Origin of the sequence: Priestia megaterium (genome assembly GCF_041941685.1) — a bacterium.
Classification (GTDB): Bacteria; Bacillota; Bacilli; order Bacillales; family Bacillaceae_H; genus Priestia; species Priestia megaterium_C.
Window position 1 is genome coordinate 2,456,854 of sequence record NZ_CP130958.1, and the last position, 14,542, is coordinate 2,471,395.

The 14,542-nt window shown below is 37.7% G+C and carries 14 protein-coding genes; all 14 read left to right on the top strand.

Annotation, left to right across the window (positions count from 1 at the left end):
- Positions 1-16 precede the first annotated feature (16 nt).
- The 14 genes from Q5794_RS12695 to Q5794_RS12760 all read left to right on the top strand — a co-directional run bounded on the left by Q5794_RS12695 (position 17) and on the right by Q5794_RS12760 (position 14,534).
- Positions 17-1,537: a M81 family metallopeptidase gene (locus tag Q5794_RS12695; RefSeq protein ID WP_374989160.1), complete on the top strand. Its 1,521-nt coding sequence runs from the start codon at positions 17-19 to the stop codon at positions 1,535-1,537.
- Positions 1,525-2,004, top strand: a complete 480-nt coding sequence (locus Q5794_RS12700; protein ID WP_374989161.1) for a GNAT family N-acetyltransferase — start codon at positions 1,525-1,527, stop codon at positions 2,002-2,004. Before Q5794_RS12695 ends, Q5794_RS12700 begins: the two co-directional genes overlap by 13 nt.
- Before the next feature lie 42 nt (positions 2,005-2,046).
- Positions 2,047-3,456 carry a lysine 2,3-aminomutase gene (gene ablA / locus Q5794_RS12705; protein ID WP_013057075.1) on the top strand — a complete coding sequence of 470 codons (1,410 nt, stop codon included), beginning with the start codon at positions 2,047-2,049 and terminating at the stop codon, positions 3,454-3,456.
- A gap of 2 nt (positions 3,457-3,458) precedes the next feature.
- A complete protein-coding gene (locus tag Q5794_RS12710) occupies positions 3,459-3,737 on the top strand; it encodes a YokU family protein (protein WP_192993158.1) in 279 nt (92 codons plus the stop codon).
- A gap of 101 nt (positions 3,738-3,838) precedes the next feature.
- The gene (locus tag Q5794_RS12715) at positions 3,839-5,320 is read left to right on the top strand and encodes an amino acid permease (RefSeq protein ID WP_192993160.1); all 1,482 of its coding nucleotides are present in this window, start codon (positions 3,839-3,841) and stop codon (positions 5,318-5,320) included.
- A 237-nt stretch (positions 5,321-5,557) separates the two neighbouring features.
- Positions 5,558-6,307 (top strand): MBL fold metallo-hydrolase, encoded by a 750-nt coding sequence (locus Q5794_RS12720; protein WP_374989162.1) that lies wholly within the window; start codon positions 5,558-5,560, stop codon positions 6,305-6,307.
- A 68-nt stretch (positions 6,308-6,375) separates the two neighbouring features.
- Positions 6,376-6,633 (top strand): hypothetical protein, encoded by a 258-nt coding sequence (locus tag Q5794_RS12725; RefSeq protein ID WP_034652033.1) that lies wholly within the window; start codon positions 6,376-6,378, stop codon positions 6,631-6,633.
- 38 nt (positions 6,634-6,671) lie between these two features.
- A complete protein-coding gene (locus tag Q5794_RS12730; protein WP_214987973.1) occupies positions 6,672-7,133 on the top strand; it encodes a GNAT family N-acetyltransferase in 462 nt (153 codons plus the stop codon).
- A 190-nt stretch (positions 7,134-7,323) separates the two neighbouring features.
- Positions 7,324-8,496, top strand: coding sequence for an iron-containing alcohol dehydrogenase (locus Q5794_RS12735; RefSeq protein WP_214987975.1), 1,173 nt, complete (start codon positions 7,324-7,326; stop codon positions 8,494-8,496).
- Between the two features lie 179 nt (positions 8,497-8,675).
- Complete coding sequence (locus Q5794_RS12740) at positions 8,676-9,881, top strand: sugar MFS transporter (protein WP_214987977.1); 1,206 nt, start codon at positions 8,676-8,678, stop codon at positions 9,879-9,881.
- A gap of 580 nt (positions 9,882-10,461) precedes the next feature.
- Entirely contained in the window at positions 10,462-11,724 is a 1,263-nt protein-coding gene (locus Q5794_RS12745) for an ATP-grasp domain-containing protein (protein WP_374989163.1), read from the top strand.
- A gap of 15 nt (positions 11,725-11,739) precedes the next feature.
- Positions 11,740-12,300, top strand: a complete 561-nt coding sequence (locus Q5794_RS12750) for a hypothetical protein (protein ID WP_268575836.1) — start codon at positions 11,740-11,742, stop codon at positions 12,298-12,300.
- A 32-nt stretch (positions 12,301-12,332) separates the two neighbouring features.
- Positions 12,333-13,271 (top strand): DMT family transporter, encoded by a 939-nt coding sequence (locus tag Q5794_RS12755; protein WP_214987986.1) that lies wholly within the window; start codon positions 12,333-12,335, stop codon positions 13,269-13,271.
- 27 nt (positions 13,272-13,298) lie between these two features.
- The gene (locus tag Q5794_RS12760) at positions 13,299-14,534 is read left to right on the top strand and encodes a DUF6421 family protein (protein WP_192993178.1); all 1,236 of its coding nucleotides are present in this window, start codon (positions 13,299-13,301) and stop codon (positions 14,532-14,534) included.
- The last annotated feature ends 8 nt before the right edge of the window (positions 14,535-14,542 follow it).

The window sequence follows — 14,542 nt, forward strand, 5'->3', positions numbered from 1 at the left end:
CGAAAAGGAGGAGCACATGTCTTCATATCGCATTGGCATTGCCTTTTTTTATCATGAATCTCACAGCTTTAGTCCATTAAAAACAGAAATAGAACAGTTTGTACAAGAAGGCTATTTTGTTGGAACGGAAATATATAAAGCATACTCAGGAACCAAAACAGAAGTAGGGGGATTTTTAGATGTATTAAAGCAAGAGAAGCAGATAGAAATCGTTCCCCTTGTTTGTGCAGCTGCAGTTCCGTCCGGAATTGTATCTTCTGAAGCTTATCACATAATTGAAAAGCAAATGCTGCACTCACTTACTCATGCGGGACCGCTAGATGGTTTGTTAATCGCTTTGCACGGCGCAATGGTTGTAGAACATCTTTTCGATCCTGAAGCTCATTTATTAAATCAGATAAGAAGCTGTATAGGAAGCAACGTTCCTATTTCTACTACGCTCGATATGCATGCAAATATCAGTGAAGATATGCTTACGCACACGCCGCTTCATTTTGGTTTTAAAACATATCCTCATGTTGATATGTACCAACAAGGAGTGAACGCTGCGCGAGCGCTTTTAACACAAATAAAAGAAAGCGCTATCTATTATGCGTCTTTAAAGAAATTGCCTATGCTTTTGCCGTCAATTAATATGCGAACAGCAGAAGGACCAATGAAAAAAATGATTGATCTTGCTAAACAAGCCGAGCAAGAAGCAGATGTATACAATGTTTCCATTTTTGGAGGCTTTCCGTATTCTGATATTCCAATTGCCGGAGCAAGCGTGCTCGTAATAGCTTTGAATCCTGAAACAGCAGAAAAAATGGCAAAGAAACTAGCTTCTCAGTTTTGGAGTATAAAAGAAGAGTTTATCGTGGATTTGCCTACCGTTGAAGAAGGTCTGCAAACAGCGTTAAAACTATCAAACACAAAGCCGACAGTACTCGCTGATATAGCAGACAATCCTTTAAGCTGCGGAAGCGGCGATACAACAGAGCTTTTGGAATACATGCTGAAGCTAAATATGCCGGGGACACTGTTTGGAGGTCTTTATGACCCTGAATCTATTAAACAATGCGTGCAAGCGGGAGTTGGGAATTACGTCTCGCTTTCCTTAGGAGGAAAAGTTTCTCCTGAGTTTGGAAAGCCCGTTGAAGTTGAAGCAAAGGTCATTGGCTTATCAGAAGGTGAGTTTTACAATTCGGGACCGTTTAATCAGCATTTGAAAGTAAATGTAAAAGGTGCAGCTCATATTCGAGTAGGAGAATTGGATGTTTTGCTGATTGGAAGGCCGGCATCAGCAAACGATCCTGAACTTTTTCGCCATATCGGTATTGAGCCAGCGACGAAAAAAATCATCGGTTTAAAAGCTAAAAATCATTTCAGAGCCGCTTTTGAACCTCTTGTAGGATCTATTATCTATGTGGATGCACCAGGCGTAGCATCAAATCGCTTAACGACCTTTAATTACCAGCACATTCCAAATCCAATCTGGCCGCTGCAAGATGTCAAATATGAAAGTGAAAAAAGGAGGAAAGAAAAATGGATGCATTAAAAGAGCAGTATTATATCGAAGTGCCGGAATCGTTAAATCCGGAGCAGCAAAAGATGATGATTGAACTTGAAAAAGATGCGTTTCCGGGCATGGGAGCCGTTGATGAACAGACGCTTGTACCTTTAGCCCGCTACGGCAAGCTTATTCAATATTTCCAGGAAAATGACACAAGGCCAATTGCCATTTGCGAGCTGCTTCGAGATTACAAAGATGTCACAAAAGCTTATATTTTTGGGTTCTACGTCCGCTCTGATAAACAAGGAAGCGGAATTGGACAGCTGTTTTTAGAAGAAATATTTTCGATTCTAAAAAAAGATAATTTCCAAAGCGTTTGTTTGACGGTGAATGTAAAAAACGAAGGCGCCGTGAAGCTGTATAAAAAAATGGGCTTTACCATTAAAGAAAGGCGAGCAGGAGAGTTTGGCGAAGGAGAAGATCGCTATTATATGGTGCGGTCAATTTCTTAGTAGAACATCTATTCAAAAAATGAACTTTGGAGGGAATATAAAATGAACAATACATTATATAAAGCAAGCAGACACTGGAAAGAAATCGAGCTTTGGAAAGATGTAACGGACGAGCAGTGGAATGACTGGGTATGGCAGCTGACAAACACGATTAAAACATTGGAAGACTTAAAGAAAGTTATCAATTTAACACCTCAAGAAGAAGAAGGTGTTAAAATTGCAACCAAAACGATTCCGTTAAACATCACTCCTTATTACGCATGGTTAATGGATGAGAACGATCCGAAATGTCCAATCAGAATGCAGTCTGTCCCTATTTCAGAAGAACTGCATAAAACAAGGTATGATTTAGAAGATCCGCTTCATGAAGATGAAGATTCACCGGTTCCTGGCTTAACGCACCGTTATCCCGACCGCGTACTGTTTTTAGTTACAAATCAATGCTCTATGTACTGCCGCTACTGTACAAGAAGACGTTTTTCAGGACAAATTGGCATGGGCGTTCCTAAAAAACAGCTGGATACAGCTATTAATTACATTGCAGCCAACCCTCAAATCCGTGATGTATTAATTTCCGGAGGAGACGGCCTATTAATCAATGACAATATTTTAGAATATATTTTGAAAAATTTGCGCGATATTCCGCACGTAGAAATTATTCGTATCGGTACAAGAGCACCGGTGGTGTTCCCGCAGCGCATTACAGAAAACCTGTGCAATATCTTAAAGAAATATCATCCGGTTTGGCTAAATACGCACTTCAACACATCAATTGAAATTACAGAAGAATCAAAGCGTGCCTGTGAAATGCTTGCGAACGCAGGAGTTCCCGTTGGAAACCAAGCGGTTATTTTAGCTGGAATTAACGACAGCGTGCCAATCATGAAGCAGCTTATGCATGATTTAGTAAAAATCCGCGTTCGTCCTTATTATATTTATCAATGTGATTTATCAGAAGGAATCGGCCATTTCCGTGCGCCGATTAGTAAAGGGCTAGAAATTATGGAAGGACTTCGCGGCCATACGTCCGGCTATGCAGTTCCTACGTTTATCGTGGATGCTCCTGGAGGAGGCGGTAAAATTCCACTGCAGCCAAACTATATTATTTCTCAAAGCTCCAATAAAGTGGTGCTTCGAAACTTTGAAGGTGTTATTACATCTTATCCGGAGCCGCAAAATTACCAAAGTGGAAGCGCAGAAGAATTTTATAAAAAAGTATATCCTGAAGTGTTTGAAAAATTTGAAAGCAACGGTGTTCTTTCGATTATTGATGATACAAAGTTCAATTTAACACCGGAAGGTCTAAACCGTCTTGACCGCCGGAAAACGTATGACCAAAATCCAGAGCATAGCTCTTTAAAAGACAAGCGTGAAAAGCGCGATCAATTAAAAGAGAAAAAATTTGAAACGCAAATGAAAAAATACGAAACGGCGGGAGCGAAGGAGGAATAATATTGAAATGTCAATGGTGCGAATCCTGTGAAGCGAAAGAGGCGGATGCAACAGTTTATTGGGAGCTTCCTGACGGCACAAAAGCTATAGAAATTAAAGAGACGCCTTCCATTACATGTTCAGAATGCGGAATTACGTATCAAACAGATGAAACGGTTGGACACATTGAAGATCAACTGTTTTTAATCAACACCTCTGCCTTAGAAAAAAGTGTAACGTACGAACAGCTTATGAGCCTGCCTCGTCTATTAAAACGAAACTACTTTGATTTTTCAAAGTAAGCAATGAAGGGTCCATCTCCTGCTTTTTGTGGGAGATGGATATTCTTATACGCTTTACGTTAAACATGTTCGCATAGTTCATTTATAAAGGTGGGATAAGTATGGAAGCGGTCGATATAAATCGTAATGAGGAAGAAAAGAAGCAGGACGATAAGCATGTAAAACGCCATTTAAAAGCACGCCATATGACCATGATTGCCATTGGAGGGTCAATTGGAACTGGCTTATTTCTAGCTACCGGATCATCCATCCAAACTGCTGGACCTGGAGGAGCGCTGATTGCTTACGGGGCTATTGGAATTATGGTTTACTTTCTCATGACTAGTCTTGGAGAGATGGCTACGTTTATGCCGGTATCAGGTTCTTTTTCAACGTACGCAAGTCATTATGTAGACCCAGCTCTCGGCTTTGCGCTCGGTTGGAACTACTGGTTTAACTGGGCTGTTACGCTCGCTGTAGAAATAGCTGCTTCTGCTATTATCATGAAGTTTTGGTTCCCTGATGTGCCAAGTATTATCTGGAGCGCTTTGTTTTTAGGCTTAATTTTTTTACTTAATTTCCTATCTGTAAAAAGCTATGGAGAATCTGAATATTGGTTTGCTCTCGTAAAAGTAGTAACCATCATTGTGTTTATCGGAGTGGGCCTTCTGACCATCTTTGGCATTTTCGGCGGTGAATATATCGGTTTTAAAAACTTTACATTAGAAGAAGCGCCGGTCAACGGCGGATTTCTGTCCGTACTAAGCATTTTCTTTATCGCGGGATTTTCTTTTCAAGGTACAGAGCTAGTCGGCATTGCGGCGGGGGAAAGTGAAAACCCTCAAAAAAATATACCCAAAGCCATTCGCCAAGTCTTTTGGCGCATTCTTCTATTTTATATTGCAGCCATTGCTGTAATCGGGCTTATCATTCCTTACACAAGTCCATCTCTTCTAGGAGGAGATGTGGATAACATTGCTGTTAGTCCATTTACGCTTGTTTTTGAAAAAGCAGGAATTGCTGCAGCTGCTTCAGTGATGAATGCTGTTATTCTTACCTCGGTTTTATCAGCCGGAACTTCTGGCTTATATGCTTCTACGCGAATGTTATGGTCCATGGCCAATGAAGGGCAAGCGCCTAAAGCGCTTCGAAAAATTAATCGTCGAGGAATTCCAGTAAACGCGCTTGTTTTAACCACTATCATTGGCGGTCTTGCCTTTTTAACATCAATTTTTGGCGATCAAATGTATATGTGGCTTTTAAACGCTTCAGGCATGAGCGGATTTATTGCGTGGATTGGTATTGCAATCAGTCACTATCGTTTCCGAAAAGCATATGTTGCTTCAGGACGGGATATAAATGCACTGGCGTATAAAGCAAAATGGTTTCCTCTAGGCCCTGTTCTTGCATTTGGAATGTGCCTCATCGTTATTCTAGGACAGAATTATCAAGCGGTACTTTCTGACAAAATTGATTGGTATGGCTTGACGGTCTCATACATCGGTCTGCCTCTCTTTTTAGCGACGTGGTGGGGATATAAAATAGCAAAGAAAACCAAGGTTGTACCTTTACATGAGTGTATTCAAAGAGAAGATAAGAAATAAAAAAGCTATACGGCTAACGATAAATAAAAAGGTGAACCTTGGACAACAAGGTTCACCTTTTTATTTATAAAAATCTATCATAGTAAGCTTTATTTTATAGATATCATAGCATAAAAAGTGATTTTTTTCCAGTCTGGTTTTTATTTTGTTTATTGATAAAATTCAAGAATACCACTGCATGCTAAGCGATTATGGAGGTTAAAAATCTTTGTACTTTAATAAGAAAAGGGGTTTGTAATGAGAATTTCTGCAGGTGTTGAAATGCTACAGTTGAATGCCAGAGCTTTTGACCAAGACATAATATTAAATCCTACGTTAGTTTGGAATAACAATGAAGCTATTCTAATTGATACAGGAATGCCTGGGCAAACCAATCAACTGAAAGAGGCCTTGGGTGAATTGAATATATCTATTGAACAGCTAAAAGTAATTCTTTTAACACATCAAGATCTAGATCATATAGGGTGTGCGACTGATATACAAAAAAAATCAAATGAAAATATCATCGTATATGCTCATGAATTTGATAAGCCGTATATTGAAGGGAAACTTCCGCTTATTAAAACGAATGCGAGTCGAATGAGTAACGAAGAACTAGCAGCTATACCTGATGAAATAAAATATTTGTATAAAAACCCTCCAAAAGTTGACGTAGATATAGTATTAAAAGGGAGTCAAATGCTCCCATACTGTGAAGGGATTGAACCGATTTTTACCCCTGGACACACACCTGGGCATGTAAGTTTTTATTTAAGAAAATCAAAAACACTGGTTGCTGGAGATGCTTTAGTATTGGCAAATGGACGACTAATGGGACCTGTTAAACAAACGACCTTAAATATGGATCAAGCAGTTCAATCACTGGAAAAATTCTTACACTACGACATTGAGCATATTATTTGTTATCATGGAGGGTATTTTCAAGGCTGTCCGAAAGAAGCGATTTTAAAGATAAAAGAACACATTACAACACAGGGAGAAAGTTAAGGGGAAATGAACTTGTTTTTTCTGCTAGAACAAGTAAGGGAAAATAGAAACCAAAGGGGATGTATAAAATGTTTACACCAACTATCAGTGTCCGAAAAATAAATGATAATCTCATTATAAAATGGCAGCTTTCACACTTTACGATTCCGTTAGAAGACATTCTTGAAGTAACGGAAGATGACACGTATGGAGGTAAAGAAGCAAACGCCATTCGAATTGGCCCTCCGTACGGAACGACTGACCGCATCTTTATAAAAACGACCAATAAAAACTATCTGTTATTTACCTCAAACGCACCGGCTATATTAAACGAAATAAATTCATAACGACCACTACTAAATCGAGATATATAGGAGAGAGAAAATTGAAGATTAGCCGTACTTTCGATGCTGATACAATTGCCATTCTTAATCAGTCTGTTCATCAACTGCATGTAGAATTATACCCGCAGCATTTTCAAACATATGATTTTCATCAGGTACATGAATTTTTTAAGAAAGTGATGAAAGACGATAGGTTTATCTTTCTTTTAGCAGAAGACGAAGGACAGCATGTGGGATTCGCTTGGCTAGAAATAAAGCAGTATTCAGAGACCGTGTTTAAAAAAGCTTACGAGTCAATTTACGTTCATCAAATAAATATCGCAGAACCCTATAAAAACAAAGGGTTTGGTTCGAGTTTGATGAAAGAAATTTATAGCATTGCTCGTGAAAAAGAGATCACTACAATTGAGTTAGATTATTGGAATGACAATACGATTGCCGAGAGCTTTTACGAAAAAGAAGGATTTGTTACGTATAGAAAAATGGCTTATAAAGAACTTTAAGGAGAGCATTTACTTGCTCTCTTTTTTATATCTAAGAAGCCATTTTCTTCATTTTAATTACTCAATAAAATAAAGTACGCGATTTGAGAACTTAACTCTTGAAAAATTTTTGTTTTACATTTATACTTACATTCTTGTTCGCGTAATGCGACAACTTACTTTATATTCAACTAGGAGGTATACAGATAGTATGGAAAATTTCATTTATCATAATCCCACAAAATTAATCTTCGGAAAGGATCAGCTTCAAGCATTATCAGAAGAACTCCCGAAATACGGAAAAAATATTTTGCTTGTTTACGGCGGAGGAAGCATTAAGAAAAACGGTTTATACGATCAAGTTCTTACGCTGTTAAAAGAGTTAAACGTAAATATACATGAGTTAGCGGGCGTAGAGCCAAATCCTCGGCTATCTACGGTACGAAAAGGAATTGAAATTTGCCGAAATGAAAACATTGACTTCATGTTAGCAGTCGGCGGAGGAAGTGTTATTGACTGCACAAAAGCAATCGCTGCCGGAGCTGAGTATGAAGGAGACGTTTGGGATATTATTAACAAAAAAGTAACGGCTACAAAAGCACTGCCGTTTGGAACGGTATTAACATTGGCAGCAACAGGTTCTGAAATGAATCCTGATTCTGTTATTACGAATTGGGAAACAAATGAAAAATACGTTTGGGGAAGCGCCGTTACGCACCCTGTATTTTCTATACTAGATCCTGTGAACACGATGTCTGTTCCTAGAGATCAAACTATCTACGGCATGGTAGACATGATGAGCCATGTGTTCGAACAATATTTCCATAACGTGAAAAACACGCCTTTACAAGATCGTATGTGCTATTCCGTATTACAAACAGTAATTGAAACAGCACCGAAATTACTAGAAGATCTGCAAAGCTACGAGCACCGCGAAACGATATTATATTCCGGAACAATCGCATTAAACGGAACACTTCAAATGGGCTACTTTGGCGATTGGGCTTCACATACAATTGAACACGCGGTATCAGCGGTATATGACATTCCTCATGCAGGCGGTTTAGCAATCCTATTCCCAAATTGGATGCGACACGTTGTAGATCAAGATGTAACTCGTATGAAGCGTGTAATGACAAGCATGTTCGATATTGAAACTGCAGGTAAAAGCGACAAAGAAATTGCGTTAGAAGGAATCGATAAACTAAGCGCTTTTTGGTCAAGCCTTGGTGCACCTTCTCGCTTAGCAGATTACGATATCGGAGAAGAGCGACTAGACGAAATTGCTGGAATTGCTGCTCGTGAAATGGAGCACGGAGGTTTCGGTAACTTTAAAAAACTAAATAAAGATGATATTTTAGCTATTTTAAAAGCGTCACTGTAAAGTGAAAAACAAAAAGAAGGAGACATACGTCTTCTTCTTTTTGTTTTATCTTATAAATGACTGGAAATTAAGTAGAGTAGGAAGAATGGTTTTTTTAAAAATTTCAGTTAACAACTAAAGGAAAAGCTTTATAATTAAGTACAGAAAGAAAGTTTTAGAGAATTTAAGGGGGTGGGGAGATGAAAAAGTTTGCGCTAGCTTCATATGCGCTTTATTTGCTGGGCGGATTAGTCATTACAGCCGTTGGGTCCGTCTTACCGCAATTGTTAACACATTATCATGTGTCCTATACGGTCGGGGGGCAGCTTGTATTATTAGGTTCTTTAGGATTTTTGATAGGAGTTCCGCTATCTTCTTTTCTATTAGGACGCTTCAGCGAAATGAATTTACTTACAATTGCCGCACTAATGATAGCGCTATCACAAATAGGTATGCTTTTATTGCCTCCATTTGAGTGGATTATTGCATTCAATTTTTTAAACGGTATTGGTGTAGCCGCATTGGAAGTAGTTGTAGCTACTTTAATGATGGAAGTATTTATCGGTAGAAGAGCTATTGTTATGAGTTATTTAGAAGTATCATTTGGTCTAGGTGCACTGTTGATGCCGTTAGTAGCTAGCTTATTGATTTCACAGAACAGCTGGAGGTTTTCATTTTTTATAACAAGTGTATTAGCTTTACTAATGGTTGTAGTTTGTAAAATGATTCCTTTTAAAAAAGAGACTGTTTCTACTTCAGAAAGCGACGCTTCAGACGCCAGCTCAGAACCTGCGCCTGTGCTTGCTAAAAGTCAAAGGTGGAAAATACTTGCTCTTTTTAGTGTGATGATTTTTATGTACGCCGGAGTAGAAAGCAGTATGAATAATTTTCTTTCGTCTATTTTTATCACGTATCTAGATGTAATTCCGTCACAGGCTACTTTGAGCATAAGCGTTTTTTGGGTGGCTATGCTAATGGGACGAGTGGCTACTGGATGGATTATTCGAATCGTTACATACGAACGCTATCTTTTTGGCAGCATTGGAGGAACAATTGTGAGTTTATTGCTGTTTATCGTATTAAAAGAAGCTGTTGCAGGCTATATTTTATTAGGGTTTTTAGGGCTTGCAATGTCAGGTATCTATTCGATTACGATGGTATATGCTAATCATACATTTACCGGATCTGCTCGTATTGTAACAAGTTTAATTACTGGTTTTTCAGGACTTGGAGGAGCTATTTTTCCTGCACTTATTGGCTTTACTATGGACGAAAGCGGAATTACCTCGGCACTTTGGTACATAACAGCTTTTGCATGTTTATATCTTCTGGCGCTTTGCATCATTTTTTTCGTTCAGCGTGATGCAAAACAAAAATCTAATAATCATTTGCAGGCTATGAAATAAATGCTAAGTCGAAAAGAGGCTGGGATAAAATTATTTTAATTGATGGAAGATCTGAACGATGAATCGTTCGGATTTTTTTATGGTTAGGATGAACGTAGATTTCATGTGTGGAGGTGCTTCTAGCTGGTGATTGAAGGGCAAGACGAAGACTCCTATGGGAAAAGCGGAATAGATAAGGCCCCGCAGGAGCGGAAGTGACGAGGAGGCTCATCGGCCGCCCGCGGAAAGCGAAGTCTGGCACGGAAAGCAACGCGGTTTAATGAGTGATTTATACTAGCTACTTTATCCAATTTATTCGTCTATTGATTTAGTTAAGTCTCAATCCCTTTTCTTTTTTTTATAAAAATTCTCATTAAATTTTTTCTAACAATATCTTTATAATCAAATAGCAAAATTCCTGCTTTTAATTTCGCTATAGTATTAACCCTATAAACCATTCTTTTCTTTACTTTTTACTAATATATCAAATATTCTATATATTCCTAATGTTATATAAAATTAAATTGACAAATATATGAAGCGGTCATTAGAATTTAGTCATCGAACAGTGAAGAGCTGTTTAAAAGTAGGGGGGAAGTAAATGCCGTTACAAAATAAGCATCTAGCAGTTGTGTTACAAAATACATATCTACCGTTTATTTTTGAAGAAGCAGAAGCTCTCGGAATTAAAGTGACGTTTTTTTATAACCAAGAAGAGGTAGAACCTAAGCATCTTAAAAGCGTACAAAATTTCATACCCATTGATTTATTTCACAGCCCAGACAAAGCTCTTGAGATTATTAAAGCAGAGCATCAGAAAAATCCTTTTAACGGCATTATGACATTATATGAACCTGCGTTAGAGTTTGTATCTCAGCTGACAGAAGAATTAAACTTACCGGGCTTATCACCGTTTGTGATTAGTAACTGTCGTAACAAACAGAAGATGAGAGAGGTTTTAAAAGATAATGATCTTAACACTCCGTATTTTAAAGAGGTTGAAAATACGGAGGAATTAAAGAATCTTTCACTGCCTTATCCTGTCGTAGTAAAACCTTCTAACGGATTTTCCAGTCAAGGTGTATCGCGAGCGAATAATAAAAAGGAACTGATTGACAGCATAGAAAAAGTGAGACGCGTAAATGAAGAAGATCTAAGTAAATTCACAAAAAATAAAACGGGCATGGTAATTGAACAATTTATAGACGGACCAGAATTTGCTATTGAGACGTTTTCTGTAGAAGGAGAAGTTTATGTACTTTCTATAGGTTATAAAGGAAATTCCAAAGGACCTTTCTTTGAAGAAGGTGTTTATATAGCTCCAGCTCAGCTAGAAGAAAACGTTTGGCAATCTATTGCACAAGAAGCAGCTAGAGCAGCAAATGCTTTAGGAATTGAGGATGGCCCGGCTCATATTGAATTACGCCTGGATCCAGCGGGAAAACCTTATGTAATTGAAATAGGAGCGCGCATTGGAGGATCTGGAATTTCTCATTATATCGTAAAGGAAAGTACAGGTATTAACTATATGGAGCTAGTTTTTTACTATGTATTAGGTTTAAAACCTCCTGTATTAAAAAATGAAAGAAAACGAAAGAAAGTGGTGGGTAACTACATTATCCCAGTGCAAGGCCGTGGGGTTTTTAAAGAAATTCGAGGCTTAGAAGACGTGCGTAGAGATACTGAAGTAAAAAGGGTTATTCAATTTATAACTAAAGGGACAGACATTTTACCATATCCGCACTTTTCAGGTTACCCTGGATTTATTTTAACCACTCATGACTCTTATTCCGACTGTGAGCGGTATTACAGCTATTTAGATAACAAAGTAAAAATCGTTTATAAAAATAAAGTAAACGCATAGGGGGTATCAAAGGCTATGATAGTTGCAGAGTCGTCTAGTAAGAAAAATAACCAGCTTCAAAAAATTAGCATTATCCATACCTTAGGGCCTGAAGGAACAAATTGTGAAAAAGCAGGCTATTTGTGGTTCGAACGCCAAAGCATACAAGGTCAGGTCTTTTTGCATCAAACGTTGGAAGAAGCTTTAGTTCATGTGAAAGAAACAAAGAGTTCTGCTCTTCTAGGCTGCGCGGTATATCCTTACTTACATGATATTGTGTTCAAAAATTTAACTAGTTTAGAGCTAGTAGATAGCTTTATTATGCCAACGTATAACATGGTGCTTGCCTCAAAAGAAGAGGTGATAACAAACAATAACCTGTTAATTGCTTCACATCCTGCCCCTGTTGATTTAGCTCATTCCATCAGTCCTAATGTTCAGTTAGTAAATAGTAATGCTCAAGCGGCGATTGATTGCTTAGAAGGAAAGGTAGACGCATGTATTACAACGAGTAAAGCTGCTAACGAGCAGGGGTTAACAGTTGTAAAAGATTTTGGAGAAGTGCCGATGTGTTTTACGCTCCACGGAAGAAAATAGGCTTAACTTTAAAAAAGAAATAAGGTGAAACAGTGATTTCTAAATTAACCCGTATTCATGTACATCTTTTGTTTTGTCTATTAGCCGTCATCGGGGGAACGACATGGGCTTTTCAAAAGACTGGATTAAAAGATAGCTTGCCTCTATGGTCAGCAGGTATGAGGTTTTTAATTGCTAGTTTAATAATTGCCCTCTACCTCTTATTCACAAAAAAAATGGCCGTTTCAAAAGAAGTAGTAATCATTTCAGCATTAAACGGAATTTTGTACTTTGCTCTACCGTTTGGTTCTGTTTATTGGGCATCCGTCTATTTGCCAAGCGGGCTTGTTTCCGTTTTAGCTGCCAGCATTTCAGTGTTTGCTCTTTTATTTAATCGCTTATTTAAAGGAACACCAGCTACAAAAGGACAAAAGATAGGTGTAGTCATGTGCTTAATTGGTATGAGCGTTGTATTTGGAAATCAGCTGTTTATACAGGGAAATGTTATTCAAATAGTAGCAATGATTGTCATTTTAATGGCTATGCTAGGTTCTGCTTTTATAACTGTTCAAGTTCAATCTCGCATAAGATCCTTGCCTATTATGACCTTTAATTCTTTTTCGATGCTCAGTGGAGGCGCTTGTTTACTGATTGTTAGTTTATTTGTAGAAAATGGAAACCGTACTTTCTCTGGGATTAGTCTTATCTCATTATTATACTTGGCCATTATAGGATCGGTCTTGGGGTTTTCTATTAATATTTATTTATTAAAAAAATGGCATATATCAAAAGCAACGGCGCATTTATTTATTTCACCGGTTATCGCCTTATATGTAGGATTTGTCTTTTTAGGTGAAACATTAAACAAACAGGTCTATATAGGTACAGCATTTGTAATAGCAGGGGTTATATTTATTAACTTGAAAAAGCAAATAGAGAAAAACACAAATAACTCTACTCTTAAATCATCTAAAAATATTTCTGCTAAGTAGCTGTTCTAAAAAAGGAGGGTTTTAATCATGTTAACAAAAAATCATACTCAAAGTTTAGTGGAGTTATTAAACGATAAAATAGTACCTGCTCTATATGAGATAAGAAAATATCAGGGCCCAAATGGAGAGGTCAAAAGAAATTACGAAAAAGCTAGAGAGCTCTTATTAAAAGTAGTTGCTGAAACTGAAACAATATATAACTCTTTAAATTTACCTGAAGTGTGGAATGCATTAAAAAATGACGTATGTGATTGGATTGAAAGAGGACTCGATCAAGCTCCTTATTTTGATCAAACGTTAATTGCTTATAGCCCGCCTGCAAACGGGGAGACGACGTTCTTTTTAGGACCGATTGTAACGCCTAATGGCCCTACAAAAAGAGGGTTTTATTTAGAAGCCTTTATCGCCGTTCGCGATGAACCTGAAATCATGAAATCCATTGAAGCCGACCTTCCTCATCCTAAAAATGGATGTGAATCTTTAAAGCTGTTGGCTGGTACTCAAGGATTTATGGAAGGGAAGTGTATTGTATTTTTCCCTGAGAATGTAAAAACAAAAGAAAAGGTAACAAGTCAAAACTTCGCGATATTTTTCTTTAATAAATTTCACAGCATATACAATGAGGATACATTAAAAAGAGCGTATTCTATCTTTCCTGATTTTAACCTTAAATCTCGCGCTATGAATAGAGAAGACACCTATCAGGCAAGGGTGATCTGGGGATATCTGCATGATTATTACCATCACTGCGGAAATAAACCTTTTGACCAACATATACAGGCGAAAATGAATTTTTTTGCAGGCATACTAGAAGAAGTTAAAGTAGATTGCCAGACGGTGCTGACTCTTCATAAAAGAAAATATCCTTTTTGGGAAGAAATAACGGAATTTGTTCTCTTTGAACGCCTTTTAAGATACCCTAGTCAGCATAATGCACCCCGAAACTTTGATTCTGGAACAGGATTTTTTCTTTTTAGCTGGTTAGTTGCAAATGGGCGTTCACTATCCCGAAAAGGAGACCATGCTTATTTAGATTTAGACATATGCTTAAAAGAACTGGATCTTTTAGTAAAAGAAATTGAAGAACTTGAAACGATTCAAAGTGACCTTGACTATAAAGAAGAAGCTGAACATTATGTTCGAAAATACTTATTACCTAGTGAGAACGGTGATAAATTTATTATCCCGGACAATTACTTTATTAATCAGCAAAATAAGAAGATTGAAGTTCCATACTTACTATTCGATGATCATAATCTTTAAGGAGACGG